Below are 25,250 nucleotides of genomic sequence, written 5' to 3'. Positions count from 1 at the left end.
ACGACATACGGCACTGGGAGGTGCCGCATGCCACGACGGCCTGGCCGGGTGTGGCAAACCAGGCATGTCCTGGTCACTCTGGAAACGGCCGGGATGGTCGTTGCCAGCGCTCAACTCGATAGGGGCTGCGCTTATGCCGCAACCGTTCGTCTTCCGCACCATCGATCTCGATGGGCAGACCATCCGCACAGCAGTTCGCCCTGGCAACGGGCAACTGGTGCCGCTGCTGATTTTCAACGGCATTGGCGCCAACCTGGAGCTGGTCATGCCCTTCGTCGCGGCGCTCGACCCCGACATGGAGATAATCGCCTTCGACGTGCCCGGTGTTGGCGGCTCCTCCACGCCAGCCACACCCTACCGCTTTCCGGGCTTGGCCAAGCTGGCGGCACGCATGCTCGACTACCTCGACTACGGCCAGGTCAACGCCATTGGCGTGTCCTGGGGCGGAGCCCTGGCGCAGCAGTTCGCCCATGACTACCCGGAGCGCTGCAAGAAGCTGATTCTCGCGGCCACCTCGGCCGGTGCGGTGATGGTGCCGGGCAAACCCAAGGTGCTCTGGCGCATGGCCAGCCCCCGGCGCTACGTGCAACCCTCCTATGGTGTACGCATCGCCCCGGACATCTACGGCGGCGCCTTTCGCCGCGATCCCAAACTGGCCATGGCGCATGCCAGCAAGGTGCGTTCGGGCGGCAAGATGGGCTACTACTGGCAACTATTCGCCGGCCTCGGCTGGACCAGCATCCACTGGCTGCACAAGATTCGCCAGCCGACACTGGTAATGGCGGGCGATGACGACCCACTGATCCCACTGATCAACATGCGCCTACTGGCTTGGCGCATTCCCAATGCCGAGTTGCATGTGATCGACGACGGCCACCTGTTCCTGGTGACCCGAGCCGAAGCCGTGGCGCCAATCATCATGAAATTCCTTGAGGAAGAACGACATCGCGCCGTGATGCACCCACAACCGATGCCTTTACGCCATTGATTGAAAGCTGGCAGACCGTCAGCAGATTAAACGCACCAGCGTAGTGCGCGATATTCACCACATTCGGCCTTTTCGCCGTCAACGCAGCAGTCTGGAATGCACCTCCTGCGCGTCTGGTACAGGCCTTGCTGCGAATGGATACGGGAGTTCTGCTCCCGACTGGCGCCAACAACAGCGGCGCCCGAAAGTCTCTACACGGTTTGACGACGGAGTGTTGCCCCATGCGAGACAAGTCGAATAACGGCGGTTTGCCGACACCTGCCAGTTTCCTCAATGCGCAAAGTGCAGTGGTCGGCCTGCGTGGTCGAGATCTGCTCTCCACCGTGCGCTTGCTGGCCGGTCACAGCCTGCGCAACCCGCTACACAATGCTCGCCACCTGCTGGCATTTGGCGGGCAACTCGGTCGTGTGCTGCTGGGTGACACCCTGCACAAACCCAACCCGCAGGATGCACGCTTCGCCGACCCCACCTGGCATCTCAACCCTTTTTACAAGCGCAGCCTGCAGGCTTACCTGGCCTGGCAAAAACAGCTCAATGCCTGGATCGAGGAAAGTGACCTGCCGTCCGATGACCGCGCCCGCGCGCGCTTTCTCGCCGCCCTGGTCGGCGATGCCCTGTCGCCCTCCAACAGCCTGCTCAATCCACTGGCGCTGAAGGAACTGTTCAACAGCGGCGGCAGCAGTGTGTTCAACGGGCTACGTCACCTGTTCGAGGACATGCTGCACAACGACGGCCTCCCCAGCCAGGTCAGCAAACATGCCTTCGAGGTCGGTCGGAATCTGGCCACCACAGTCGGCGCGGTAGTCTTTCGCAATGAGTTACTGGAGCTGATCCAGTACAAACCAATGAGCGAGAAGCAGTACCTGCGCCCATTGCTGATCGTGCCGCCGCAGATCAACAAGTACTACATATTCGACCTGTCCAACGACAAGAGCTTCGTCCAGTACGCCCTGAAGAACGACTTACAAACCTTCATGATCAGTTGGCGTAACCCCGATCCACGGCATCGCGAATGGGGGCTTTCGAGCTACGTGCAAGCCGTTGAGGAGGCCGTCGATGTGTGCCGCGCCATCACCGGTAGCAAGGACGTCAACCTGCTCGGCGCCTGCGCAGGCGGCCTGACCATCGCCGCCTTGCAAGGCCATCTGCAGGCACGTCGGCAATTACGCAAGATCGCCAGCGCCACCTACTTGGTCAGCCTGCTCGATAGTCAGATCGATGGCCCTGCCATGCTCTTCGCCGACGAGCAAGCGCTGGAGTCGGCCAAGCGCCGCTCTTACCAGAATGGCGTGCTCCATGGCCGCGATATGGCTCGCGTATTCGCCTGGATGCGCCCGAATGACCTGATTTGGAACTACTGGATCAACAATTACCTGCTCGGCAAGCAGCCTCCGGCCTTCGACATCCTCTACTGGAACAACGACAGCACGCGCCTACCGGCGGCACTGCACGGTGATCTGATCGATTTCTTCAAGCACAACCCGCTGACCCGCGCAGGCGCCCTGGAAGTCTGCGGTACGCCGGTTGATCTGAGCAAAGTCACCCTCGACAGTTTTAGCGTGGCTGGCATCAATGACCACATCACCCCCTGGGATTCGGTCTACCGTTCGACCTTGCTACTCGGAGGCAACCGCCGCTTTATCCTGTCCAACAGCGGCCACATCCAGAGCATCCTCAACCCGCCGGGCAACCCCAAGGCCAATTACTACGAAAATGCCAAACTCACTTCGGACCCACGCGCCTGGTTCCACGATGCACAGCACCAGCAAGGCAGTTGGTGGGCGCAATGGCTGGAATGGATTCAAGCCCGCTCAGGCGAGCAGCGCGAGACCCTGATGGCACTTGGCAGCAGCAAATACCCGCCCATGGAAGCGGCACCAGGCAACTACGTGCATATCCGCTGAAAGCGCTGGTCGACACCTGATGATCAGCCAGGCTATCGTCACGCCCCAGGCGCCCCAAACAAGAAGAGACGGATGAAAACCCGCGAGCGCATCCTGCACACCGCCCTGCAGCTATTCAACAACCTGGGCGAGCCCAATGTTTCCACACTGGAAATCGCTAACGAGTTGGAGATCAGCCCAGGCAATCTCTACTACCACTTTCACGGCAAGGAGCCGCTGATACTGGAGCTGTTCGAGCGTTTCCAGACCGAGATGGCGCCTCTTCTCGACCCGCCAGCCAATGCCCGTCTGGACGTCGAAGATTATTGGCTGTTCCTGCACCTGATCGTCGAGCGCTTGGCGCAGTACCGCTTCCTCTTTCAGGACCTGTCCAACCTGGCCGGGCGCCTGCCCAAACTAGCCCGCGGCATTCGCCATTGGCTGAACTCACTCAAGCGTACTCTGGCTTCACTGCTTGCGCGCCTGATGGCTGAAGGGCAACTGGTCAGCGACACACGCGCCCTCGGGCAGTTGGTGGAGCAAATCACCCTGACGCTGCTGTTCTCTCTCGACTATCAGCGCATTCTCGATCAGGACGGCGAAGTTCGCCTGGTGGTTTACCAGGTCATGATGCTAGTCGCGCCACATCTGATAGCGCCCTCACGCGCCGCAGTCGAGCACCTGGCCCAGCGCTATCTGGAAGCCTGACGCTCGATACCTCAGTCTCTGATCGTAAGGCAGGTGCAACCCGCCAAGGCCGCAGATGGCAGGTTGCCCCCTACGCGACGCCGTACCCCAACATGCAAACGCCCGGCACTAGGCCGGGCGCTTGTGCTTCCAAGAGACTCAGGAAGCGCTGGCTGCAGTGGCCGGAGTCGCGACCGGAGCGGGCTCTGCTGCCGGGGCGGTGGCAGCAGGCGCCGTCGGAACGGGCTTCGCAGCGGTCTTGGGCGCAGCAGGTTTTTTCGCTGCTGGTTTTTTCGCAGCAGCCGCCTCTGCAGTCGCAGGTTTGGCTGCTAGTTTCGCGGCGGGCTTGGCTGCAGGCTTGGCAGCGGCAGCAGCGGGTTTCGCCGCAGCAGGCTTGGCGGCGGCTTTCGGGGCAGCCTTGGCAGTCGCTTTCGCTGCTGGCTTGGCAGCAGGTTTGGCGGCTATTTTTGGCGCAGGTTTGGCCACCGACTTGGCGGTTACACCGGTCAGCTTCTCCAACTGCTTGGTGAGGGTGTCGACCTTATCGTTGAGCGCCTTCACTTCGTTGCGACTCGGCACCCCCAGACGCGAGATGGCGTTATTCAAACGCTTGTCGAACGCTTCCTCAAGCTCGTTCCACTTACCGAAAGCCTTGCCCTTGACCTCATCGACCTTGGACTTGGCAGTACCTACACGAGAACCAACGCTGCTTTTAACGGCATCGACTTGCTTGTCGACTTCAGTTTTGGCCTGCTTTTCAGCCTTCTCGCCATCCTTGACCAGCGTGTCAAACAGCTTGGAGCCATCCTTGCTGACCTTGGAATAGGCCCCCAGGCCCGCCAACCAGATCTGGCGCGAGTATTTCTCGACCTCGCCGATCCAGGAACTGGTCTGCTTTTCGGTTTTCTTCTTAACAGCCATCCTGATCTCCTTACTTGGTACGCGCGACGTGCTCGAGCAAGGCGCCCAGCTCGTCCAACTTAGCAGAGAGCGTCTCGACATCCTGCTTGGAGGGGATGCCGATACGGTTGAGTGCTGCGGCAACACGGGTATCAAATGCCTTCTCGATCTTGTCGAGTTGCACCTCTACCTTACCCTTGACGCTGCTGACATTGCTATTGACCGACTGTTTGACCGATTCGATCTGGCTGTTAGCCGCCTCGACCTGCTCATCAACCAGTTTCTTGCCCTTGGTCTCGACACCTTCACCGGTCTTGACCAACTCTTTGAAATACTCGGCGCTTTCGCTACCGGCCTTGGCATAAGCCCCCAGACCTGCGAGATAAATCTTGCGGGCGTAACCTTTCACATCATCGAACAAGCCAGACTTGTCTTCGACCACAGCCTCGACTTTTTTCTTCACGGCAACTTTCGACATGGTGCACCTCACGCGCTGTGACAGTCAGCGGAAACGCCCACGGAGTGCAGGCTTGAGCACAGCCTATGAAGAAAAATTAGAAATCGCATACTAAGAGCGGCTTCAGGCTGCAAACCCGTAGGGTGGATCACGCTTCACCGATCCACCAAATCTGGTGGATGTAAAAAGCGACATCCACCCTACGCACTGAGGCCTGCCACCTCTTCAGCCCAGCGATTTGTCCAACGCCTGCTCGATCTCACGCTGGATCATCCCGCCCATGGCCGACAACAGCAGACCCAATTTGACCTCAACGCGAACGCGATCCTCACCGACCTCAATCTGGCCATCGGCACCGCTGCGCTTGAACTCCAGCGTGTCGCCGTTCCAGCGGTAGCGCACGTCGTACTCGCTGGCCAAGCGCTCGGCCAGACGCTCGGCTTTCTCGCGCGCGGCCTCTCGGCCTAGGGAATGGGATCGTTCAACATGAATACGCGACATGACAGTTCCTCGAACAAGCAGATACCGCAACGCTGCGGCATGAAGTCACGGCACTCTACCAGCCCAGCACAGGCCCTGAGCAAGACAAAGACTGCATGCAGCTTTAGAATGGTGCGGTTTTCTACCCGGTGAGAGCGACATGAGCGATCCACGCAAGGCCCAGGAGCAGGAACCCACCACCCACTTCGGTTTTCAGGATGTACCGGAAAGCCAGAAGGCGGAGAAGGTTGCCGAGGTTTTCCACTCCGTAGCCGCCAAGTACGACCTGATGAACGACGTGCTCTCCGGCGGCCTGCATCGCCTGTGGAAGCGTTTCACCATCGAGCTGTCCGGCGTACGCCCAGGCAATCGCGTGCTCGACATCGCTGGCGGCACCGGCGACCTGACCCGCAAGTTTTCCAGCATCGTCGGACCTACCGGCCAGGTCGTCCTCGCTGATATCAACGACTCCATGCTCAAGGTTGGCCGTGATCGCCTGCTGGACAAGGGCGTGGCCGGCAACGTGCAATTCGTCCAGGCCGATGCCGAGAAGCTGCCGTTCCCCGACAACCACTTCGATGTGGTCACCATCGCCTTCGGCCTGCGCAACGTCACCCACAAGGAAGACGCCCTGCGCTCGATGCTGCGCGTGCTCAAGCCCGGCGGTCGCCTGCTGGTGCTGGAGTTTTCCAAGCCCGGCAACCCGCTGCTGGCAAAGATCTACGACACCTACTCGTTCAGCTTCATGCCGCTGGCTGGCAAGCTGATCACCAACGACTCGGACAGCTACCGCTACCTGGCCGAATCGATCCGCATGCACCCAGATCAGGAAACCCTCAAGGCGATGATGGTCGACGCCGGCTTCGAGCGCGTCACCTACCACAACATGACCGGCGGCATCGTCGCCCTGCATCGCGGCATCAAGCCTTAATGCCAGGGTCGGTTACCGTATCCGCGCGGCCGCGCCGGAGCCGCTCTTTGCGCGAGGCAAGGCATGAGGAGAGTAGTTTGGTTATTCCAAATGAACGACGAATAACGCGGCATCGCGCAAAGAACGGTCCGGCCCATAGGGTTGCGCGGCAAATGACGCCATGCGGCGTTGCGGGACTTGGCAAGGGAACGACCATTGCCGGCGTCCCGCGCCTTGCCTGGCGTCATTTGTCGCTGCAACGCGTCTCGCGATGATACGGCAACCGACCCTGATTACGGGCTTGCTGGCGGGCGTCGAAACGGGCCTCAACCGCGTCCTGCGCCTCGACGGCACGGCGCTGCCACGCCTGCATGCACTGGCTGGCAAGGTCATCGCCGTGCACTGCCAGAGCCCGGCGCTGGAATTGTTCATCCTGCCCAGCGGCAAGGGGCTGCAACTGGCATCCCAGTGGCATGCGTCCGCCGACTGCACCCTGACGGCGTCGGCCACCAGCCTGATTCGCCTGGCCCTGAGCCGCGACAAAACCGCAGTGCTGCACAGCCCCGAGGTTTCGCTCGATGGCGACAGCGGCGTGCTCATGCAGTTGGCCGGCATTCTTCAAGATCTGGAGCTGGACTGGGAATACGAAGTCTCGCGCTGGCTCGGCCCGGTCGCCACACCCCTGCTCGCCAGCCACTTGCGCAGCCGGATAAACCTGGCCACACACGGCGCCGCCAGCCTCAAACAGGATCTAGCCGACTACCTGGCCGAAGAATCACGAACTCTGGTCGGGCAGCGTGAGGCCGATGTGCGCTTCGCCGAGCTGGACCAACTCAAACTCGCCCTCGACCGCCTGGAAGCACGCATCGAGCGCCTCACTTGTGCCCATAAGTCCGACGCATGAAGCTGCTTGCCGTTCGCCGTCTGCTGCGCATCCAACGCGTGGTCATCCGCTACCAACTGGACGACCTGCTCCTCGAACTACCGCTGCCACTGCGGCTGCGTGCACTGTCTTGGCTGCTGCCATGGCGCTGGCTGCCGCGTAAAAAGCTGGATCTATCGCGCGGCGCGCGTCTGCGCCTGGCACTACAGGATCTGGGGCCAATCTTCATCAAGTTCGGCCAGATACTGTCCACTCGCCGCGACCTGCTGCCGCCAGATATCGCCGAGGAACTGGCGCACCTGCAAGATCGCGTGCCGCCCTTCCCTGAAGACCAGGCCATCGCCCTCATCGAGCGCCAGCTCGGCGCACCGGTGAGCGAAGTATTCGCCCGTTTCGACAGCCAGCCACTGGCCTCGGCATCCGTCGCCCAGGTGCATGCAGCGCAACTCAAAAGTGGTGAGCAGGTGGTGGTCAAGGTGGTACGCCCTGGCCTCAAGCCGGTCATTCGCCAGGATCTGGCCTGGCTGTTTTTGATCGCGCGCATCGCCGAGAAAGCCTCAGCCGATGCCCGTCGCCTGCACCCGGTAGAGGTGGTCAGCGACTACGAGAAGACCATCTTCGACGAGCTCGATCTGCTGCGTGAGGCGGCCAACGCCAGCCAACTACGACGTAACTTCGAAGGCTCGCCGCTGCTTTATGTGCCGCAGGTTTACTGGGATCTGTGCCGCCCACAGGTGCTGGTGATGGAGCGCATCTACGGCATTCCAGTCACCGATCTGGCGACCCTGGCCGACCAGCGCACCGACATGAAACTGCTGGCCGAACGCGGCGTGGAAATTTTCTTCACCCAGGTGTTCCGCGACAGTTTCTTCCACGCCGACATGCACCCCGGCAACATCTTCGTCAGCACCCGCACGCCATGGAGCCCGCAGTACATCGCCATCGATTGTGGCATCGTCGGCAGCCTTACCGACGAAGACCAAGACTACCTGGCGCGCAACCTGCTGGCCTTCTTCAAGCGCGATTACCGCAAGGTCGCGCAACTACACATTGATTCAGGCTGGGTGCCGGCCGATACCAAGGTCAACGAGTTCGAGGCGGCGATTCGCACCGTGTGCGAGCCGATCTTCGAGCGGCCGCTGAAAGACATCTCCTTCGGCCAATTGCTGCTGCGCCTGTTCCAGACCGCACGGCGCTTCAATATGGAAGTGCAGCCGCAGCTCGTGCTGCTGCAGAAAACCCTGCTCAATATCGAAGGCCTGGGCCGTCAGCTCTACCCGGACCTCGACCTGTGGAGCACCGCTCAACCCTTCCTCGAACGCTGGATGCGCGAGCGTGTGAGCCCGTTGCACCTGCTGCGCAACCTGCAGCAGCAAGCCGAACAAGTCCCCCATCTATCCCAGATCGCCCGCGACACGCTGGAGCGCCTGCAACAGCAACCCGCGCCCCAATCCACCGCACAAAGCCCTCAGTGGCCGCTGCGTTTACTTGGCGCCGCACTGATTGGCGCCGGTGCGATGCAGGGGCTGGAACCGCTACTGATCACCTGGCCGGCCTGGCTGATGGTCGGCGGCGGGCTGTATCTGGTGTTGCGCCGATAGCCAGCCAGCGACGGCACTGGCACACTTGGCGAATTGACAGCCCGGCACGCCCGGCAGACTTGGAACACAGATGAACGATTGGCTCGACGAAATCCACTGGAACGAAGACGGCCTGGTGCCGGCCATCGCCCAGGACCACCAGACTGGCCGCATTTTGATGATGGCCTGGATGAACCGCGAATCCCTCGCCCTCACCGTCAATGAACAACGTGCCATTTATTGGTCACGTTCGCGTGGCAAGCTATGGCGCAAGGGCGAGGAGTCCGGCCACGTGCAGAAGCTGCACGAACTGCGCCTGGACTGCGACGCCGACGTCATCGTGCTGATGGTCGAGCAACTGGGCGGCATCGCCTGCCACACCGGCCGTGAGAGCTGCTTCTATCGCGTCTTTGAGAACGGCGCCTGGAAAACCGTCGACGCCGTGCTCAAAGACCCGCACGCCATCTATGCAGGACACAGCCATGAGTGACACCCTCAGCCGCCTGGCCGAAGTACTAGAGGCGCGCAAGGGCGCAGCGCCCGATAGCTCCTACGTCGCCAGCCTGTATCACAAGGGTCTGAACAAGATTCTGGAAAAGGTCGGCGAAGAATCGGTGGAAACCATCCTCGCCGCCAAGGACGCCGCTATCAGCGGTGACAGCACGGATCTGATCTACGAAACCGCCGACCTGTGGTTCCACAGCCTGGTCATGCTCGCAGCTCTAGGGCAGCACCCGCAGGCCGTACTGGACGAACTTGATCGCCGTTTCGGCCTTTCCGGCCACGCGGAAAAAGCCGCGCGACCACAATCCGAATAACTTTCATAACGGAGAACGCATCATGGGTTTCGGCGGTATCAGCATCTGGCAACTCCTGATCATCCTGCTCATCGTGGTCATGCTGTTCGGCACCAAGCGTCTGAAGAACTTGGGCTCGGATCTGGGCGACGCGATCAAAGGCTTCCGCAAATCGATGGACAATGGCGAAGCTGAAAAGCCGGCCGTCGAAGAGCCCAAAGGGCAGACCATCGATGCCCAGGCGCGCAAGGTCGAAGAGACGGCGAAGAAAGACTAAGAGCGCCACGCCATGTTCGACATCGGTTTTACCGAGTTACTGCTAGTTGGCCTGGTCGCCCTGGTGGTGCTGGGTCCTGAGCGCCTGCCGGGCGCCGTGCGTACGGCAGGTTTGTGGATCGGCCGGATAAAGCGCAGCTTCAACTCGATTAAGGCCGAGGTGGAGCGCGAGATCGGCGCCGACGAGATACGCCGTCAATTGCACAACGAGCGAATTCTCGAGCTTGAGCGCGAGATGAATGCGATGAAGCAGGACATCCTAGGCACCGGCAACGGCACCAGCCCGCCTGCCGAGAGCAGCGCCAAACCAACAGCCGCAGCGACCCCGAGCGTTCAGGACAAGAATCCCCAGCCATGAGCAAAAACCCGCAAGACGACCAGGAAATGCCTCTGGTCTCGCATCTGACCGAGTTGCGTACTCGCCTGTTGCGCTGCGTCGTGATCATCCTGCTGATCTTCGCCGGCCTCTTCTACTTCGCTCAGGACATCTACGCCCTGGTGGCCGCGCCGTTACGCGCCTACCTACCAGAAGGTGCGACGATGATCGCCACTGGTGTCGCATCGCCGTTTCTCACGCCTTTCAAGCTGACCCTGATGTGCGCGCTGTTTCTCAGCATGCCGGTGATTCTGCACCAGGCCTGGGGATTCATCGCGCCCGGACTGTACACCCACGAAAAGCGCATCGCCGTACCACTGCTAATCTCCAGCATTCTGCTGTTCTACGCAGGCATGGCCTTCGCCTACTTCGTGGTGTTCCCGATCATGTTCGGTTTCTTCGCCAGCGTGACCCCGGAAGGGGTGGCGATGATGACCGATATCGGCCAGTACCTGGACTTCGTCCTAACCCTGTTCTTCGCCTTCGGCGTGGCCTTTGAAATTCCCATCGCCACCTTCCTGGTGATCTGGGTGGGCCTGGTCGATGTGACGACCCTACGCAAGAGCCGCCCCTACGTCATCGTCGGCTGCTTTATCGTCGGTATGGTACTGACGCCGCCCGACGTGTTCTCGCAGACACTGCTGGCCGTGCCAATGTGGCTGCTGTTCGAAAGCGGTCTGCTGGCCGGAGCGCTGGTCAAGCGTCAACGCACTGAGGAAGAGGCAGAAGACACCAAGCCCGCCGACCAACCGCCCGCACCGCTGTCGTGAATCTGTTGCTACTGGAAGACGCCGACTTCACCGGCGTCGATCGGGTTCGTCTGACGGGCAGGCGCCTCAAGCATCTGCATGAAGTGCACCGCGCTGAAGTCGGCGACCGCCTGCGCGTAGGTCGTTTGGGCGGACTGATGGGCGAAGGCCATCTGCTCAGTCTGGATGCAGACAGCGCCGAACTCACAGTCGAACTGCACCAACAGCCGCCGGCCAAGCTGCCGCTGACCCTGATCCTCGCCCTGCCCCGCCCGAAGATGCTCAAGCGCACCCTGCAGACCATCGCCAGCATGGGTGTGCCGCGCCTGGTACTGGTCAACAGTTACCGGGTGGAGAAAAGCTTCTGGCAAACGCCCTTCCTGCAGCCCGAGGAAGTTCGTGAGCAATTGATCCTCGGTCTGGAGCAGGCGCGCGACACGGTGCTGCCCGAAGTGAGCATCGAAAAACGCTTCAAACCCTTCGTCGAGGATCGCCTACCGGCGCTGGCAACCGGCACCCTAGGCCTGGTCGGCCACCCTGGCGACTACCCGGCGTGCCCGCGCGCCGTCGAGCAGCCGGTGACCCTGGCCATAGGACCGGAGGGGGGCTGGATTCCCTACGAAGTCGAACTGCTGCGCGAGGCTGCAGACCTGCAACCGGTGCAACTCGGCGAGCGCATTCTGCGAGTGGAGACGGCAGTACCGGTGCTGCTGGCCAGGTTGTTCTAAGAGCCTGTTCATGATCTTTAAGCTAATGTCTATCCGTTTTATCTGCAAAATCTTGCAATTTATGATGAGGCGGTGGGCTGAAGCCCACCCTACAATTGCTCGGATCCCGTAGGGTGGGCTTCAGCCCACCAATTTCGTTACACAGCACAGAAAGATCGTGAATAGGCTCTAAAGGCTCCTACTTACCGCCGTACCTTCAGCGCAGTAGTGTGGACTCAGGAGCGCCAGCGAACAATCCACCAGGCGCGCCCAGATGATTCACACCTCCAGCAAAAAGGTTACCGGCCCGTCATTGACCAAGTGCACCTGCATATTGGCGCCGAAACGCCCGGTGGCGACCTGCGGGTGCTGGCTGTGCGCCAATTCCACCAGCGCATCGAACAAGGCCGCCCCCTGTGACGGTGGCGCAGCACTGGAGAAACTCGGGCGCATACCGCTCTTGGTATCGGCAGCGAGGGTAAACTGCGAGACCAGCAACAGACCGCCCTGCACATCGGCGAGCGAGCGGTTCATCTTGCCCGCCTCGTCACTGAACACGCGATAACCGAGCAGCTTGTGTAGGGCACGGCCGATGCTGGCCTGATCGTCCTGCGGCTCAATGCCGACCAGCGCCAACAAGCCCTGATCGATGCTGCCCACCACTTCGCCGTCGACTTCCACTCTGGCAGCGCTGACGCGCTGGATCAGCAGTTTCATGCGTCCTCCAACGGCAGTTCGAGCAGGCGTCGGGCCATCTGTTCGGCCGCGCGCACCAGCGCATCGGTGATACCCGGCTCGGCTGCCGAGTGACCGGCATCGCGGATGATCTGCAGCTCACTGTTGGGCCAGGCCTGGTGCAGCGCCCAGGCGTTATCCAGCGGGCAGATGGCGTCGTAGCGGCCATGCACGATGATGCCCGGCAAGTGGGCGATTTTCGGCATGTCGCGCAGCAACTGATTAGGTTCGAGAAAGGCATCGTTAACGAAGTAATGGCACTCGATGCGGGCGATGGACAGCGCCCGGTGCGCCTCACTGAAGCGGTCGACCACCTGCGTGTTGGGACGCAGGGTGGCGGTACGGCCTTCCCAGGTCGACCACGCCTTGGCCGCATGCATCTGCGCGATCTGGTCAGCGCCGGTCAGGCGCTTGTAGAAGGCGCGCATGAGATCGCCACGCTCTTCAACGGGAATCGGCGCCACGTAGTCCTCCCAGTAATCGGGGAACAGACGGCTGGCACCTTCCTGATAGAACCAACTGAACTCCTGCGGTCGGCAGAGGAAGATGCCACGCAGAATCAGGCCATGCACACGTTGCGGGTGCGCCTGGGCATAAGCCAGCGCCAGAGTGGAACCCCAGGAGCCACCGAACAGCACGAACTTGTCCACACCCAGATGCTCGCGAATGCGTTCGATATCGGCGATCAGCGCCTGGGTGGTGTTGTTTTCCAGGCTCGCATGCGGCGTCGAGCGGCCGCAGCCACGCTGGTCGAAGGTGACGATACGGTACAGGGCCGGATCGAAGTAGCGACGACTGGCAGCGTCACAGCCCGCACCAGGACCGCCATGGATGAACAGCACCGGCAACCCATCTGCCGAACCGCTCTCGTCGACATAGAGCACATGCGGTGGCTCGACCGCCAGCTCATGACGGGCGTAGGGTTTGATTTCCGGGTACAGGGTCTGCATGGTGGGCTCCTGATTCAGTGGGCTACAGCTACCGCGTTCCGCTTTCAGGCATCATAACCATGAAAAGAAAGTTCAGCATGTCGATGCGTCATCTGTCTTGCTCACTGCTTTTTGCCATCAGCCTTCTACTCGCAGGCTGCGGCGCGGGTGACGCCCCACAGGACGCCCTGCAAACCGCCGCGCAACAGTTGCAGGACAACCTCGAAAGCAAGAACAGCAGCGCGGTGATGGATCAGTTGCATGCGGACTTTCTGGCACGCCAGGAGCTGGATCGCGACTGGGCCAAGCGCACCATGGCCCTGCTATTGCTACGTCACAAGAACATTCAGGTCATCGCGCTGGGCAAGAACAGTTGGATCGACTCAGCGATCAGCAGCAAGGGCTACACCGAGGCACAGATTGGCCTGAGCGGCGCCGATGGACTGATCCCCGACACTGTTCGGCATTATTCGGTAAAGCTGGAGTGGTGGCGAGAGGGCCGCCAATGGAAGCTCGCGCGCCTGGACTGGGAGTAAAGGCGTAGCCGGATGCAATCGGGGAGAATCCTCGGGGTTGCATCCGGCTACAGACGCATCAGTCGGCCTTACGCCAGATCAGCTCAGAGGTGTCATAGCCTTGTTCACGCGCGACGGACAGCAGCTTGTCGCGGGTTTCCTGATCGATCTGCGGCGTACGCGAGAGCAACCATAGGTACTTGTGCTTGGGATGGCCAACCAGCGCGACGCGGTAATCGTCATCGTGGTAAAGCACCCAGTAATCACCTTTTACCGGCAGGATCTTGCTGACCCAATTATCGAAGCGTACCCAGAGCTTGTCGGTGCGCCCTTCGACCTGCGGCTCAGCCGTGCCGTGCGCCTCTTGCCAGTTGCCCTCGGCATCGCGACAGCGGTTGGTGACATCAATGCGGCCATCGTCGCGCAGGCTGTAATGCGCCTCGGACTGCACACAGTTGCGCTGGAAGAACATCGGCAGTCGCGCCAACTCATACCAGGTGCCCTGGTAGCGCTGCAGGTCAATCTGCACCGTCTCGGGCGGCTCGACGGCGATGGGGCCGGTACCGGAGTTGGCACAGCCAGCGAGAATAACAATGGCACTGGCGAGCAGAATCGAACGCATGATGTCTCCTGATTACTTGAGGCCCTTGCCGGAAAACAGCATGACCGTGTCCCCGGCGTACTGGACGCTGATGTAGGCCTTGTCATCACCCCAGGTGCAACTGGTCATACGCAGCGCATTAGCACACTCACCTGGCGCACCGAGCAGGTTTTCCACTTCAGCCTTGCTCATGCCGGGCTCAAGCTTTGAATAGTTTTCCTGATTGACCTTGCTACAGGCCGCCAGCAAAGCGCAGGCGAGCAGGGCGAAAAATCGCATCTTCATGGGGTGCAACTCCTGATGGGAAGATGCCAGCAAGCTTGGCATAGCCGACAACGACTTGCCCGCTTGGAGTTCAGAAACGCGAGCCAGGTTCCCAGATAAGGGGCGGCTATTAATCGCTGCAGATAAGGCCGGCAATGGCCAAGCGATTGGGAAAACGCCAGGAGCGAGACAGTGCTCGCCCCTGGCGTTGTAGATCAACTGCGATGATAGGCAGTGATGCGCAGCACTTCTTCCTTGGAGCCGAGGAATACCGGCACACGCTGGTGCAAGGAGGTCGGCTGGATATCGAGGATGCGCTGGCTGCCGTCAGTGGCAGCACCACCGGCCTGCTCGATGATCATGGCCATCGGGTTGGCTTCGTACATCAGGCGCAGCTTGCCAGGCATCGCGGGATCACGACCATCGCGCGGGTACATGAAGACGCCACCGCGAGTCAGGATGCGGTGCACATCGGCGACCATCGAAGCAATCCAGCGCATGTTGTAATTGCGCCCCAGCGGGCCGCTTTCACCAGCCAGCAGCTCACCGACGTAACGCTGTACAGGGGCTTCCCAGTGACGCTGGTTAGACATGTTGATGGCGAATTCCTTGGTGGATTCCGGCACCTTGATGGTGTCGTGAGTGAGCACGAAGCTGCCCAGCTCGCGATCCAGGGTGAAGCCCTTGACGCCATTGCCCAGGGTCAACATCAACATGGTCTGTGGGCCATAGATGGCGTAGCCGGCGCACACCTGTTCGGTGCCAGGCTGCAGGAAAGCGTCCTCGCCCAGGTCGCCGGTTTCGCCCTGTTGCTCATCGGGGCAACGCAGCACCGAGAAAATGGTGCCGACCGAGACGTTGACGTCGATGTTGCTGGAGCCATCGAGCGGGTCGAAGACCAGCAGGTAGGCACCTTTCGGGTACTTACCGGGAATCTGATAGGCGTTGTCCATTTCTTCGGAGGCCATGCCGGCCAGGTGACCGCCCCACTCGTTGGCCTCCAGCAGAATCTCGTTGGAAATCACATCCAGCTTCTTCTGCACTTCGCCTTGCACGTTCTCGCTGTCCAGGCTGCCCAGTACGCCGCCGAGGGCGCCCTTGGAAACCTGATGGCTGATCGCCTTGCAGGCACGCGCCACGACTTCGATAAGGAAACGCAGGTCAGCGGGGGTATTGTGGCTGCGAGTCTGCTCAATCAGGTAGCGGCTCAGGGTGACACGGGACATGGACGACTCCAAGAGAGAAAGAACTTACGAAGTTTAACCCGACTCGCCGCGCAATGCTGCCTACCGGGATGGATGACCGTTTTCAGCCAAATCATCAGCACTACAGACCCGATTGCGCCCTTTGTGCTTGGCCTGGTAGAGCGCCTCATCGGCAGCGTGCAGCAACTCATCGAGTCCGTGCCTGCGCGTAGACAAATACGCCACGCCTGCAGACAAGGTCACCCGCTGATTACCTCCTCGCGTGGCAACCTCGCGACTGGCCAGTTGCGAGCAGATTGTCTGCAGGCGGCTGCGTGCCTCATCGGGATCGGCACCGGGCATGATCAGCAAGAACTCTTCGCCACCGATGCGAAATACTGCGTCGGTGCTGCGCAGGTTATCCAGCAGATGCTGAGCCACGGCCTTGAGCACATCATCTCCGACCAGATGCCCGCACTCATCGTTCAACAGCTTGAAATGGTCGAGGTCGATCAAGGCCACGGCCAGCGGCAACTGGTCACGCTGCACCCTGGCCAGTTCGCGCGCGAAGAACTCGTCCAGATAACGCCGGTTATACAAGCCGGTCAACGGATCGCAGAGCGCCTGCTCACGCAGTTGCTCGTGGAGGCTGGAGATCGTACGCAGACGCTCCTCGCTGAGCGCCAGCGCCTCGGCCAGTTTCAACTCGCTCAGGTGGCGCTGCGTAACGTCTCTCACATAAATCATGTGGCCGAGCAGTGCCGCCCCATGACGTGTAGCGCGCTCGATGGCACGGACACGCACTTCGTAATAGCGCGCCGCACTGGTCATGGTCAGCGGCAGCTCCTGCTCACTGGCATGAGCCTGCATCAGCGCCTGCAGATCCGCGCCAAAAACCGGCCATTGTTGCAGCGCCCGACCCTGCCAGCCCTGCTGCAAGCCCGCCAGTTTCAGAGCAGCCGGGTTGGCTTCGATTACCCGTTGTCCGGGATCGATGACCAGCACCGGATCAAGCAAAGCCTCCAGCAGCAGATGCCTGGCCACCGGCAACAGATCGAACAGGCGCACCCCAACGATCAGCCAGGAAAATGCCACAAGGGTGAAGGCAAAACTAAAGGGCGTAGGGTCGAAGCCGAACAGCGTCCTGCCAAATGCCACGTAACTGATATTGGCCACCCAGGGCACGGCGGTCACCAGCACGAAGGCCAGATAATGACGGCGATGCAACCCCTGGCTGAGCGCTGCCGCACGAGTCACCACGCCCATGCAGAAGGCCATGAACAGGTAGACATAAACCGTCGCTGCGTAGAACAACGGGCCATGCTCGTAGCGTACAGGCGCGCCCAGGCTGTCATTGATCGGTGCGCTGCCCGCACCATAGAACAGCCCATGCCAAGGATTGCTCAGGGCCAGCCCCCAAATCAGCAACGGCACGATGGCGAGCCCCAGTATGCTTTTGCGCGCCAGAGGCGCATGCATGCTGTTGACATACTGCCAGAGGAAAATCGCCCAAAACGTGGGGGTAAAGAGAATGCCCGGCCATGCCATGCCAGCCCAGAACATCTTGCACTCAGCAGAGAAGAAGCTCATTTCCAGCGCGGCAGAGCCCATCCACCAGAGGCTTGCCAGGTGCAACAGGAGAAAGCTGCCACGTCCTGGGAAATCACGCTGGCGCGTGACCCAGCGGGCCAGCAGCAGCACGCCGATGCAGACCAGCAGGGTCAGCCAAACCGGCGCTGAAATACTCCAGGCGGAAGCCGTGCAGGCCTGAATCACCCTTCGCTCCCGGCAGGCAAGAAAAAGTCGCACGAACCGAACGCTGCGGCAGCGCAATGGGCAGCGACACGAATCGAACTCGGCAAAGGCTTTCCTGACCTCAAGTAGGGTATTGGCGCAAGGCCATTAAGATACTGCAAAAACCTCGCCACAGCAGTGTTTGAGTGCGTTGAGTGTCCTGAGCCGCCAGCCGGTGCTTCACAAACGCCGCGCGCCAGCTATCATCGCCGCCCCGTGACAGCAGCGGCGCAGACCGCACTATAGCCCAACCATGATCAAACCCCGCCTGATAGCCGCTGCAGAAATCGACCGCCTGGAAACCTGGGCCAAATACACCGCCGACATGTGCCATAGCTGCATGTCCAGTTGCTGCACCCTGCCCGTCGAAGTGCGCCTGAACGATCTGATCCGCCTGGAGCTGGTGGACGAGTTCGAACGCAGCGAACCGCCGAAGAACATCGCCAAACGTCTGCAGAAAGATGGCATCGTCGAGCGCTTCAACCAAAAGTCGGGCATCTTCACCCTGACCCGCATGTCCAACAACGACTGCCTGTTTCTCGATCGCAAGACGCGTCTGTGCACGGTTTACGAGAAACGCCCGGACACCTGCCGCCATCACCCCAAGGTCGGGCCGCGCCCAGGATATTGCGCCTACAAACCCAAGTAACCGGCCTCTCAGACGCTGAAACCGCAAGCTGAGCCTCGTTAGCGGCGCAGACCAATCACCCGTCCCACGCAGGTTGGGCGCGGCAAGTCCTGCTGCTCGGCGGCCAACTGCGCCACCCGGTCTGCAATCTGTGCATCGAAAAGTGCCGCCCGGCCAGCGGCACTGTCTATATTCATCAGCATCTGCTCGCTTTGCGCCAGGCAGGCATCGCTGCCGACTCGATACAGACTGTGGTGGATATGCAGACGCTTGGCATCGTGCGCAAGCAATTGGGTGCGAACTTCAACCTGCTCGGCCTCCTTTACTTCTGCCAGGAAGTTGATGTGGCACTCCAGGGTGAAAAGCGTGTGGCCAGTGCGGCTACGCCCAGCTTCATCCAGGCCCAGTATGTCCATCAGCGCATCGGTGGCGTGGCTAAAGATCAGCAAGTAGAAGGCATCGCGTAGATGGCCGTTGTAGTCGACCCAATCAGCGCAAATGAGGGTACGGTAGGACGTGCGTGGCGTGTTGCACATTTCAATGCGACTCCTGAAGCTGCCCTATCACAGCCCCGCCCACAAATGATCGAGGGGCACCGTACGCAGCGCCTGAATGTTCTGACGAGGGTGCACCAGAACCGATTCAGCTTACTCGGCGAAATCGAAGCATGCCTGGCCTTGGTCTGAGGTATCGGCGCCAACACCACATGGCAAGCGTCGCGATAACGCGCCTGCTCGTCCCGGCCTCTCGGCGCTGCCAATAGCCGACCCATCGCCAGCGCATGGCGATATGGCCGGATGCCATGCAGAGCATTGACGCAGCGAAATACCCCGGATTGCACTGCGCTCATATTGCAGCGCTCGGGACGACGGCATGTCAATTCACGACCTCCGTTTGACGCTTTCGGCAAACCCCCAGTCGTTTTTGTACCGGGTCGCCCAGCCCCCCAGGGATAAGCTCTTGGCAAAGCGCCGACATACGACTCGGCGCATCCGTTTAGGGGACAAGCCTGATGAGCCCAGCCGAATTACACGCCGACAGCATCGTCATCGACGGTCTGATCATCGCCAAATGGAACCGTGAACTGTTCGAAGACATGCGCAAGGGCGGCCTGACTGCCGCCAACTGTACCGTGTCCGTATGGGAAGGTTTCCAGGCCACCGTCAACAGCATCGCTGCCAGCAGCAAGCTGATCCGTGAGAACAGCGACCTGGTGATGCCGGTGCGTACCACCGCCGACATCCGCAAGGCCAAGGAACAGGGCAAAACCGGCATCATCTATGGCTTCCAGAACGCCCACGCGTTCGAAGACCAGATCGGCTACGTCGAAGTGTTCAAGCAGCTCGGCGTGGGCATCGTGCAGATGTGCTACAACACCCAGAATCTGATCGGCACCGGCTGCTACGAGCGTGATGGCGGCCTGTCCGGCTTCGGCCGCGAGATCGTCGCCGAGATGAACCGCGTCGGCATCATGTGCGACCTGTCGCACGTAGGCAGCAAGACTAGCGAGGAAGTCATCCTCGAATCGAAGAAGCCGGTGACCTATTCGCACTGCCTGCCTTCCGGCCTGAAAGAGCACCCGCGCAACAAGTCCGACGAGGAATTGAAATTCATCGCCGACCACGGCGGTTTCGTCGGTGTGACCATGTTCGCGCCCTTCCTGGCCAAGGGCATCGACTCGACCATCGACGACTACGCCGAAGCCATCGAGTATGTCATGAACATCGTCGGCGAAGACGCCATCGGCATCGGCACCGACTTCACCCAGGGTCACGGCAAGGAATTCTTCGAATACCTGACTCACGACAAGGGCTACGCCCGTCGCCTGACCAATTTCGGCAAGATCATCAACCCGCTGGGTATCCGTACCGTTGGCGAGTTCCCCAACCTGACCGAAACCCTGCTCAAACGCGGCCATTCCGAGCGCGTCGTGCGCAAAATCATGGGCGAGAACTGGGTACGCGTTCTGGCCGACGTCTGGGGCGAGTAAGCCCCCCCAACCCAATCCTTGTAGGAGCGGCTTCAGCCGCGATCCGCCCCAAAGGGCCGCATGCCTAGAGGCTTCGCGGCTGACGCCACTCCTACGACACAAACTCAGGAGCTACCCAACATGTCCACCCATGCCCCCGAAATGCCCATCCTGGTCGACGACGAAACCGGCGTTTGGACCACCGACGCCTTGCCGATGCTGTACGTGCCGCGTCACTTCTTCGTCAACAACCACATGGGCATCGAGGAAGTCCTCGGCGCCGAAAAATACGCCGAGATTCTCTACAAGGCCGGCTACAAATCCGCCTGGCACTGGTGCGAGAAGGAAGCCGAATGCCACGGCATCGAAGGCGCGGCTGTGTTCGAGCACTACATGAAGCGCCTGTCGCAACGCGGCTGGGGCCTGTTCGAAACGCAGAAGCTCGATCTGGAAACCGGCTATGCCGAGGTCAAGCTCAAGCATTCGGCCTTCGTTTACGTCTACGGCAAAGTGAACCGCAAGGTCGACTACATGTTCACCGGCTGGTTCTCCGGCGCCATCGACCAGATCCTGGCAGCCAAGGGCAGCCCGATCCGCACCGTTACCGTGCAGGAGTACAGCGGCTCCGAAGAAGGCCATGACGACGGCCTGTTCATCACTCGCCCGCTCTAACCAAACGCCAAGGTGGATGCGCAGCACCATCCACCTCACGAAAAAATACCGCGCACCGTGAGCGCAGCCGCCGATTCGAGGAGAAGGTCATGGCCTTCGAAGCAATGTTCCAGCCGATCCAGATCGGCAAACTCACCATCCGTAACCGCGTACTCAGCACGGCACACGCCGAGGTCTACGCCACCGACGGCGGCATGACCACCGAGCGCTACGTCAAATACTACGAAGAGAAGGCCAAAGGCGGCATCGGCCTGGCCATCTGCGGTGGTTCGTCCGTGGTCGCCATCGACAGCCCGCAGGAGTGGTGGAGCTCGGTCAACCTATCCACCGACCGCATCATCCCGCACTTTCAGAATCTCGCCGACGCCATGCACAAGCACGGCGCCAAAATCATGATCCAGATTACCCATATGGGCCGCCGCTCGCGCTGGGATGGTTTCAACTGGCCGACCCTGATGTCGCCCTCCGGCGTGCGCGAGCCGGTGCACCGCGCCACCTGCAAGACCATCGAGGTCGAGGAAATCTGGCGCGTGATCGGCAACTACGCGCAAGCTGCGCGTCGCGCCAAGGAAGGCGGCCTGGACGGCGTCGAGCTGTCCGCCGTGCACCAGCACATGATCGACCAGTTCTGGTCGCCGCGCGTGAACAAGCGTACCGATGAGTGGGGCGGCACTTTCGAGGGCCGCATGAAGTTCGGCCTGGAAGTGCTCAAGGCCGTACGCGCAGAGGTTGGTGACGACTTCTGCGTCGGCATGCGTATCTGCGGCGACGAATTCCACCCGGACGGCCTGTCCCATGAGGACATGAAGCAGATCGCCGCTTACTACGACGCCACCGGCATGCTCGACTTCATCGGCGTGGTCGGCTCGGGCTGCGATACCCACAACACCCTGGCCAACGTCATCCCGAACATGAGCTACCCGCCGGAGCCCTTCCTGCACCTGGCCGCTGGCATCAAGGAAGTGGTCAAGGTGCCAGTGCTGCACGCGCAGAACATCAAGGACCCGAACCAGGCCACGCGCATCCTCGAAGGCGGCTACGTGGACATGGTCGGCATGACCCGCGCGCACATCGCCGACCCGCACCTGATCGCCAAGATCAAGATGGGCCAGATCGACCAGATCAAACAGTGCGTCGGCGCCAACTATTGCATCGACCGTCAGTACCAGGGGCTGGACGTGCTGTGCATCCAGAACGCCGCAACCAGCCGTGAATACATGGGCGTGCCACACATCATCGAGAAAACCACCGGGCCCAAGCGCAAGGTGGTCATCGTCGGTGGCGGCCCCGCCGGTATGGAAGCGGCCCGCGTCGCCGCCGAGCGTGGCCATGACGTGACCCTGTTCGAGAAGCAGGAACAACTGGGCGGCCAGATCACTCTGGCAGCCAAGGCCCCGCAGCGTGACCAGATCGCCGGCATCACCCGCTGGTATCAACTGGAACTTGCGCGCCTGGGCATCGATCTGCGCCTGAGCACTCCGGCCGATGAAGCGACCATTCTCGACCTGCGCCCGGACATCGTACTGCTGGCCAACGGCGGCCACTCCTTCCTCGAACAGAACGAACACTGGGGCGCTGCCGAAGGCCTGGTGGTGAGCAGTTGGGACGTACTGGCTGGCAAGGTCGCGCCGGGCAAGAACGTGCTGGTGTACGACACCATCTGCGAATTTACCGGCATGTCGGTGGCAGATTTTCTCGCCGACAAGGGCGCACAAGTGGAGATCGTCACCGACGACATCAAGCCAGGTGTAGCCATGGGCGGCACCACCTTCCCCACCTACTACCGCAGCCTGTACCCGAAAGAAGTCATCATGACCGGTGACATGATGCTGGAGAAGGTCTACCGCGAAGGCGACAAGCTGGTAGCGGTACTGGAGAACGAATACACCGGCGGCAAGGAAGAGCGTGTGGTCGACCAGGTGGTGGTAGAGAACGGCGTGCGCCCGGACGAAAGCCTCTACTACGCACTCAAGGACGGCTCGCGCAACAAGGGCCAGATAGACGTCGAAGCGTTGTTCGCGATCAAGCCGCAGCCTTGTTTGTCCGAGGCGGGCGACGGCTACCTGCTGTTCCGTATCGGCGACTGTGTGGCCCAGCGCAACGTGCACGCGGCGATCTACGACGCGCTGCGCCTGTGCAAAGATTTCTGACGGCGTCCTGATTCATGTAGGAGCGGTCAGCCGCGAAGCGATGTCACCCGGAGACCCGGCGACATCGCGGCTGAAGCCGCTCCTACGAGACTGCGCTGCGTTTCGACGAGTTCGCCCGGAGCCATCATGCTCGATACCCTCCTCCCCATCCTGCTCTTCGCTGCCCTGGCCCTCGCGGTCATCGGCGCGGCCAAGCGCTTTCTCATGTGGCGTCGCGGCCGACCGGCCAAGGTCGACTGGATCGTCGGCCTGCTGCAGATACCGCGCCGTTACCTGGTGGATCTGCACCACGTGGTCGAGCGCGACAGGTACATGTCCAAAACCCACGTGGCCACTGCCGGTGGCTTCGTCCTGGCAGCGCTGCTGGCCATCGTCGTGCACGGTTTCGGCCTGCATAACCGCATCCTAGGTTTCGCCCTGCTGGCCGCCACGGTGCTGATGTTCGTCGGCGCCCTGTTCGTCGCCAAGCGTCGTCTGGATCCGCCGTCGCGCCTGTCGAAAGGCCCGTGGATGCGCCTGCCCAAGAGCTTGCTGATGTTCGCGGGCAGCTTCTTTATCGCCACGCTTCCCGTTGCCGGGATTCTGCCCGCCGATTTTGGCGGCTGGGTGCTGGCGGCGATTCTCACCGTGGGCGTGGCCTGGGGCGTGTCCGAGCTGTTCTTCGGCATGACCTGGGGCGGGCCGATGAAACACGCCTTCGCCGGCGCCCTGCATCTGGCCTGGCACCGCCGCGCCGAGCGCTTCGGCGGCGGTCGCTCCACCGGCCTGAAAGCCCTCGATCTGGACAACCCGAAAGCGCCGCTGGGTGTGGAAAAGCCTACCGACTTCACCTGGAACCAGCTGCTTGGCTTCGACGCCTGCGTGCAGTGCGGCAAGTGCGAGGCCATGTGCCCAGCCTTCGCCGCCGGCCAGCCGCTGAACCCGAAGAAACTGATCCAGGACATGGTCATCGGCCTGGCCGGTGGCAATGACGCCAACTTCGCCGGCTCGCCCTACCCCGGCAAGCCACTGGGCGAACACAGCGGCGACCCGCATCAGCCGATCGTGTCGCTGCAAGGCAAGGCCCTGGTGGATGCCGAGACCCTCTGGTCGTGCACCACCTGCCGTGCCTGCGTCGAGGAATGCCCGATGATGATCGAGCACGTCGATGCCATCGTCGACATGCGCCGTCACCTCACCCTGGAAAAGGGCGCCACGCCGAACAAGGGCGCCGAGGTGCTGGACAACCTGATCGCCACCGACAACCCGGGCGGCTTCAACCCGGGCGGTCGCCTGAACTGGGCCGCCGACCTGAACCTGCCGCTGCTGGCGGACAAGAAAGAGACCGACGTGCTGTTCTGGGTCGGTGATGGCGCCTTTGACATGCGCAACCAGCGCACCCTGCGCGCCTTCGTGAAGATCCTCAAGGCTGCCGACGTCGACTTCGCCGTACTCGGCCTGGAAGAACGCGACAGCGGCGACGTGGCTCGCCGCCTGGGTGACGAGGCGACCTTCCAGAACCTGGCCAAACGCAACATCGCCACCCTGGCCAAGTACCGCTTCAAGCGCATCGTCAGCTGCGATCCGCACAGCTTCCACGTGCTGAAGAACGAATACGGCGCGCTCGGCGGCAACTACCAGGTTCTGCACCACAGCACCTTCATCGAAGAGCTGGTGCGCAAGGGCTCGCTGAATCTCGGCCAGAGCAAGGCTGCCAGCGTCACCTACCACGATCCCTGCTACCTCGGCCGCTACAACGGCGAGTACGAAGCGCCCCGCGCGGTGCTCAAGGCCATCGGTATCGAGGTCAAGGAGATGGAACGCTCGGGCTTCCGGTCGCGCTGCTGCGGCGGCGGTGGCGGCGCACCGATCACCGACATCCCCGGCAAGCAACGTATCCCCGACATGCGCATGGTCGACATCAAGGAAACCGGTGCCGAACTGGTAGCCGTCGGCTGTCCGCAATGCACCGCGATGCTCGAAGGCGTGGTCGCGCCGCGCCCGGAGATCAAGGACATCGCCGAGCTGGTGGCAGACGTGCTGATCGAAGCCAGCGAAGGACCGGCCAAGCGCTCGAATACCAAGCGCGAAGCGGCGGAGGCGCAGTGATGAACGCGACTGACGTACGGCGGGCGCAACCCGCCAGCATCTGTCCGG

General features: G+C 61.4%; 28 protein-coding genes. 18 read left to right on the top strand and 10 right to left on the bottom strand.

What is annotated here, in order from left to right:
- Positions 1-133: 133 nt before the first annotated feature.
- The 3 genes from phaZ to AERO9A_RS00915 all read left to right on the top strand — a co-directional run bounded on the left by phaZ (position 134) and on the right by AERO9A_RS00915 (position 3,579).
- On the top strand, positions 134-988 hold the full coding sequence (phaZ, locus tag AERO9A_RS00925; protein ID WP_159970042.1) for a poly(3-hydroxyalkanoate) depolymerase: 855 nt from the start codon (positions 134-136) through the stop codon (positions 986-988).
- Between the two features lie 221 nt (positions 989-1,209).
- Positions 1,210-2,892, top strand: a complete 1,683-nt coding sequence (gene phaC / locus AERO9A_RS00920) for a class II poly(R)-hydroxyalkanoic acid synthase (protein ID WP_159970041.1) — start codon at positions 1,210-1,212, stop codon at positions 2,890-2,892.
- A 72-nt stretch (positions 2,893-2,964) separates the two neighbouring features.
- The gene (locus tag AERO9A_RS00915; RefSeq protein WP_159970040.1) at positions 2,965-3,579 is read left to right on the top strand and encodes a TetR/AcrR family transcriptional regulator; all 615 of its coding nucleotides are present in this window, start codon (positions 2,965-2,967) and stop codon (positions 3,577-3,579) included.
- Positions 3,580-3,717: 138 nt separating this feature from the next.
- Here the strand turns inward: AERO9A_RS00915 and AERO9A_RS00910 are convergent, their stop codons facing one another.
- The 3 genes from AERO9A_RS00910 to AERO9A_RS00900 form a co-directional block, all read right to left on the bottom strand.
- On the bottom strand, positions 3,718-4,479 hold the full coding sequence (locus AERO9A_RS00910) for a phasin family protein (protein ID WP_159970039.1): 762 nt from the start codon (positions 4,477-4,479) through the stop codon (positions 3,718-3,720).
- 10 nt (positions 4,480-4,489) lie between these two features.
- Entirely contained in the window at positions 4,490-4,936 is a 447-nt protein-coding gene (locus AERO9A_RS00905) for a phasin family protein (RefSeq protein WP_159970038.1), read from the bottom strand.
- A 204-nt stretch (positions 4,937-5,140) separates the two neighbouring features.
- On the bottom strand, positions 5,141-5,416 hold the full coding sequence (locus AERO9A_RS00900) for a polyhydroxyalkanoic acid system family protein (RefSeq protein WP_159970037.1): 276 nt from the start codon (positions 5,414-5,416) through the stop codon (positions 5,141-5,143).
- A gap of 139 nt (positions 5,417-5,555) precedes the next feature.
- Here AERO9A_RS00900 and ubiE point away from each other — a divergent pair, with 139 nt between their 5' ends.
- The 9 genes from ubiE (at position 5,556) to AERO9A_RS00855 (ending at position 11,694) form a co-directional block, all read left to right on the top strand.
- Positions 5,556-6,326: a bifunctional demethylmenaquinone methyltransferase/2-methoxy-6-polyprenyl-1,4-benzoquinol methylase UbiE gene (gene ubiE / locus AERO9A_RS00895; protein ID WP_159970036.1), complete on the top strand. Its 771-nt coding sequence runs from the start codon at positions 5,556-5,558 to the stop codon at positions 6,324-6,326.
- Positions 6,327-6,576: 250 nt separating this feature from the next.
- Positions 6,577-7,209, top strand: a complete 633-nt coding sequence (locus AERO9A_RS00890; protein ID WP_159970035.1) for an SCP2 domain-containing protein — start codon at positions 6,577-6,579, stop codon at positions 7,207-7,209.
- Positions 7,206-8,789, top strand: coding sequence for a ubiquinone biosynthesis regulatory protein kinase UbiB (gene ubiB / locus AERO9A_RS00885; RefSeq protein WP_159970034.1), 1,584 nt, complete (start codon positions 7,206-7,208; stop codon positions 8,787-8,789). Before AERO9A_RS00890 ends, ubiB begins: the two co-directional genes overlap by 4 nt.
- Before the next feature lie 70 nt (positions 8,790-8,859).
- Complete coding sequence (hisI, locus tag AERO9A_RS00880) at positions 8,860-9,258, top strand: phosphoribosyl-AMP cyclohydrolase (RefSeq protein ID WP_159970033.1); 399 nt, start codon at positions 8,860-8,862, stop codon at positions 9,256-9,258.
- Positions 9,251-9,586 (top strand): phosphoribosyl-ATP diphosphatase, encoded by a 336-nt coding sequence (locus tag AERO9A_RS00875; protein WP_159970032.1) that lies wholly within the window; start codon positions 9,251-9,253, stop codon positions 9,584-9,586. The genes hisI and AERO9A_RS00875 overlap by 8 nt, the downstream gene beginning before the upstream one ends.
- Before the next feature lie 22 nt (positions 9,587-9,608).
- A complete protein-coding gene (tatA, locus tag AERO9A_RS00870) occupies positions 9,609-9,842 on the top strand; it encodes a twin-arginine translocase TatA/TatE family subunit (RefSeq protein ID WP_159970031.1) in 234 nt (77 codons plus the stop codon).
- Between the two features lie 12 nt (positions 9,843-9,854).
- Complete coding sequence (gene tatB / locus AERO9A_RS00865) at positions 9,855-10,199, top strand: Sec-independent protein translocase protein TatB (RefSeq protein WP_159970030.1); 345 nt, start codon at positions 9,855-9,857, stop codon at positions 10,197-10,199.
- Positions 10,196-10,987, top strand: coding sequence for a twin-arginine translocase subunit TatC (tatC, locus tag AERO9A_RS00860; RefSeq protein ID WP_159970029.1), 792 nt, complete (start codon positions 10,196-10,198; stop codon positions 10,985-10,987). The genes tatB and tatC overlap by 4 nt, the downstream gene beginning before the upstream one ends.
- On the top strand, positions 10,984-11,694 hold the full coding sequence (locus AERO9A_RS00855; RefSeq protein WP_159970028.1) for a 16S rRNA (uracil(1498)-N(3))-methyltransferase: 711 nt from the start codon (positions 10,984-10,986) through the stop codon (positions 11,692-11,694). The genes tatC and AERO9A_RS00855 overlap by 4 nt, the downstream gene beginning before the upstream one ends.
- A 258-nt stretch (positions 11,695-11,952) precedes the next feature.
- Here AERO9A_RS00855 and dtd read toward each other — a convergent pair whose 3' ends face one another.
- Both dtd and pip read right to left on the bottom strand, forming a co-directional pair.
- The gene (dtd, locus tag AERO9A_RS00850) at positions 11,953-12,390 is read right to left on the bottom strand and encodes a D-aminoacyl-tRNA deacylase (protein ID WP_159970027.1); all 438 of its coding nucleotides are present in this window, start codon (positions 12,388-12,390) and stop codon (positions 11,953-11,955) included.
- Positions 12,387-13,358 (bottom strand): prolyl aminopeptidase, encoded by a 972-nt coding sequence (gene pip, locus AERO9A_RS00845; protein WP_159970026.1) that lies wholly within the window; start codon positions 13,356-13,358, stop codon positions 12,387-12,389. Before pip ends, dtd begins: the two co-directional genes overlap by 4 nt.
- 77 nt (positions 13,359-13,435) lie before the next feature.
- Here pip and AERO9A_RS00840 point away from each other — a divergent pair, with 77 nt between their 5' ends.
- Positions 13,436-13,873: a hypothetical protein gene (locus AERO9A_RS00840; protein ID WP_159970667.1), complete on the top strand. Its 438-nt coding sequence runs from the start codon at positions 13,436-13,438 to the stop codon at positions 13,871-13,873.
- 58 nt (positions 13,874-13,931) lie between these two features.
- Here the strand turns inward: AERO9A_RS00840 and AERO9A_RS00835 are convergent, their stop codons facing one another.
- The 4 genes from AERO9A_RS00835 to AERO9A_RS00820 form a co-directional block, all read right to left on the bottom strand.
- Entirely contained in the window at positions 13,932-14,474 is a 543-nt protein-coding gene (locus AERO9A_RS00835; RefSeq protein WP_159970025.1) for a lipocalin family protein, read from the bottom strand.
- Positions 14,475-14,486: 12 nt separating this feature from the next.
- Positions 14,487-14,738 carry an outer membrane protein assembly factor BamE gene (gene bamE, locus AERO9A_RS00830; protein WP_159970024.1) on the bottom strand — a complete coding sequence of 84 codons (252 nt, stop codon included), beginning with the start codon at positions 14,736-14,738 and terminating at the stop codon, positions 14,487-14,489.
- 194 nt (positions 14,739-14,932) lie between these two features.
- Positions 14,933-15,943 carry a class 1 fructose-bisphosphatase gene (locus tag AERO9A_RS00825; RefSeq protein WP_159970023.1) on the bottom strand — a complete coding sequence of 337 codons (1,011 nt, stop codon included), beginning with the start codon at positions 15,941-15,943 and terminating at the stop codon, positions 14,933-14,935.
- Positions 15,944-16,003: 60 nt separating this feature from the next.
- A complete protein-coding gene (locus tag AERO9A_RS00820; protein ID WP_159970666.1) occupies positions 16,004-17,674 on the bottom strand; it encodes a histidine kinase N-terminal 7TM domain-containing protein in 1,671 nt (556 codons plus the stop codon).
- A gap of 274 nt (positions 17,675-17,948) precedes the next feature.
- On the opposite strand from AERO9A_RS00820, the gene AERO9A_RS00815 reads away from it, so the two are divergent.
- Entirely contained in the window at positions 17,949-18,344 is a 396-nt protein-coding gene (locus AERO9A_RS00815) for a YkgJ family cysteine cluster protein (protein WP_104729989.1), read from the top strand.
- Positions 18,345-18,382: 38 nt separating this feature from the next.
- On the opposite strand, the gene AERO9A_RS00810 is transcribed toward AERO9A_RS00815, so the two are convergent.
- The gene (locus AERO9A_RS00810) at positions 18,383-18,859 is read right to left on the bottom strand and encodes a thioesterase family protein (protein ID WP_159970022.1); all 477 of its coding nucleotides are present in this window, start codon (positions 18,857-18,859) and stop codon (positions 18,383-18,385) included.
- 476 nt (positions 18,860-19,335) lie between these two features.
- Here AERO9A_RS00810 and AERO9A_RS00805 point away from each other — a divergent pair, with 476 nt between their 5' ends.
- The 4 genes from AERO9A_RS00805 to dgcB all read left to right on the top strand — a co-directional run bounded on the left by AERO9A_RS00805 (position 19,336) and on the right by dgcB (position 25,202).
- On the top strand, positions 19,336-20,313 hold the full coding sequence (locus AERO9A_RS00805) for a dipeptidase (RefSeq protein ID WP_024306596.1): 978 nt from the start codon (positions 19,336-19,338) through the stop codon (positions 20,311-20,313).
- 120 nt (positions 20,314-20,433) lie between these two features.
- The gene (locus AERO9A_RS00800) at positions 20,434-20,964 is read left to right on the top strand and encodes a DUF5943 domain-containing protein (RefSeq protein ID WP_159970021.1); all 531 of its coding nucleotides are present in this window, start codon (positions 20,434-20,436) and stop codon (positions 20,962-20,964) included.
- A gap of 89 nt (positions 20,965-21,053) precedes the next feature.
- A complete protein-coding gene (dgcA, locus tag AERO9A_RS00795) occupies positions 21,054-23,114 on the top strand; it encodes a dimethylglycine demethylation protein DgcA (protein WP_159970020.1) in 2,061 nt (686 codons plus the stop codon).
- Positions 23,115-23,240: 126 nt separating this feature from the next.
- Positions 23,241-25,202 (top strand): dimethylglycine demethylation protein DgcB, encoded by a 1,962-nt coding sequence (gene dgcB, locus AERO9A_RS00790; RefSeq protein WP_159970019.1) that lies wholly within the window; start codon positions 23,241-23,243, stop codon positions 25,200-25,202.
- The last annotated feature ends 48 nt before the right edge of the window (positions 25,203-25,250 follow it).

Origin of the sequence: Pseudomonas sp. 8Z (genome assembly GCF_902506535.1) — a bacterium.
Classification (GTDB): domain Bacteria; phylum Pseudomonadota; class Gammaproteobacteria; order Pseudomonadales; family Pseudomonadaceae; genus Aquipseudomonas.
Note: the sequence above shows the minus strand (reverse complement) of the source record. Positions and strands in the feature narration are given on the sequence as shown.

What these genes read in the sequence shown, in the direction of transcription:
- phaZ (WP_159970042.1), top strand. Translation starts at nt 134, where the DNA reads ATGCCGCAACCGTTCGTCTTCCGCACCATCGATCTCGATGGGCAGACC.
- phaC (WP_159970041.1), top strand. Translation starts at nt 1,210, where the DNA reads ATGCGAGACAAGTCGAATAACGGCGGTTTGCCGACACCTGCCAGTTTC.
- AERO9A_RS00915 (WP_159970040.1), top strand. Translation starts at nt 2,965, where the DNA reads ATGAAAACCCGCGAGCGCATCCTGCACACCGCCCTGCAGCTATTCAAC.
- AERO9A_RS00910 (WP_159970039.1), bottom strand. Translation starts at nt 4,479, where the DNA reads ATGGCTGTTAAGAAGAAAACCGAAAAGCAGACCAGTTCCTGGATCGGC.
- AERO9A_RS00905 (WP_159970038.1), bottom strand. Translation starts at nt 4,936, where the DNA reads ATGTCGAAAGTTGCCGTGAAGAAAAAAGTCGAGGCTGTGGTCGAAGAC.
- AERO9A_RS00900 (WP_159970037.1), bottom strand. Translation starts at nt 5,416, where the DNA reads ATGTCGCGTATTCATGTTGAACGATCCCATTCCCTAGGCCGAGAGGCC.
- ubiE (WP_159970036.1), top strand. Translation starts at nt 5,556, where the DNA reads ATGAGCGATCCACGCAAGGCCCAGGAGCAGGAACCCACCACCCACTTC.
- AERO9A_RS00890 (WP_159970035.1), top strand. Translation starts at nt 6,577, where the DNA reads ATGATACGGCAACCGACCCTGATTACGGGCTTGCTGGCGGGCGTCGAA.
- ubiB (WP_159970034.1), top strand. Translation starts at nt 7,206, where the DNA reads ATGAAGCTGCTTGCCGTTCGCCGTCTGCTGCGCATCCAACGCGTGGTC.
- hisI (WP_159970033.1), top strand. Translation starts at nt 8,860, where the DNA reads ATGAACGATTGGCTCGACGAAATCCACTGGAACGAAGACGGCCTGGTG.
- AERO9A_RS00875 (WP_159970032.1), top strand. Translation starts at nt 9,251, where the DNA reads ATGAGTGACACCCTCAGCCGCCTGGCCGAAGTACTAGAGGCGCGCAAG.
- tatA (WP_159970031.1), top strand. Translation starts at nt 9,609, where the DNA reads ATGGGTTTCGGCGGTATCAGCATCTGGCAACTCCTGATCATCCTGCTC.
- tatB (WP_159970030.1), top strand. Translation starts at nt 9,855, where the DNA reads ATGTTCGACATCGGTTTTACCGAGTTACTGCTAGTTGGCCTGGTCGCC.
- tatC (WP_159970029.1), top strand. Translation starts at nt 10,196, where the DNA reads ATGAGCAAAAACCCGCAAGACGACCAGGAAATGCCTCTGGTCTCGCAT.
- dtd (WP_159970027.1), bottom strand. Translation starts at nt 12,390, where the DNA reads ATGAAACTGCTGATCCAGCGCGTCAGCGCTGCCAGAGTGGAAGTCGAC.
- pip (WP_159970026.1), bottom strand. Translation starts at nt 13,358, where the DNA reads ATGCAGACCCTGTACCCGGAAATCAAACCCTACGCCCGTCATGAGCTG.
- AERO9A_RS00840 (WP_159970667.1), top strand. Translation starts at nt 13,436, where the DNA reads ATGTCGATGCGTCATCTGTCTTGCTCACTGCTTTTTGCCATCAGCCTT.
- AERO9A_RS00835 (WP_159970025.1), bottom strand. Translation starts at nt 14,474, where the DNA reads ATGCGTTCGATTCTGCTCGCCAGTGCCATTGTTATTCTCGCTGGCTGT.
- bamE (WP_159970024.1), bottom strand. Translation starts at nt 14,738, where the DNA reads ATGAAGATGCGATTTTTCGCCCTGCTCGCCTGCGCTTTGCTGGCGGCC.
- AERO9A_RS00825 (WP_159970023.1), bottom strand. Translation starts at nt 15,943, where the DNA reads ATGTCCCGTGTCACCCTGAGCCGCTACCTGATTGAGCAGACTCGCAGC.
- AERO9A_RS00815 (WP_104729989.1), top strand. Translation starts at nt 17,949, where the DNA reads ATGATCAAACCCCGCCTGATAGCCGCTGCAGAAATCGACCGCCTGGAA.
- AERO9A_RS00810 (WP_159970022.1), bottom strand. Translation starts at nt 18,859, where the DNA reads ATGTGCAACACGCCACGCACGTCCTACCGTACCCTCATTTGCGCTGAT.
- AERO9A_RS00805 (WP_024306596.1), top strand. Translation starts at nt 19,336, where the DNA reads ATGAGCCCAGCCGAATTACACGCCGACAGCATCGTCATCGACGGTCTG.
- AERO9A_RS00800 (WP_159970021.1), top strand. Translation starts at nt 20,434, where the DNA reads ATGTCCACCCATGCCCCCGAAATGCCCATCCTGGTCGACGACGAAACC.
- dgcA (WP_159970020.1), top strand. Translation starts at nt 21,054, where the DNA reads ATGGCCTTCGAAGCAATGTTCCAGCCGATCCAGATCGGCAAACTCACC.
- dgcB (WP_159970019.1), top strand. Translation starts at nt 23,241, where the DNA reads ATGCTCGATACCCTCCTCCCCATCCTGCTCTTCGCTGCCCTGGCCCTC.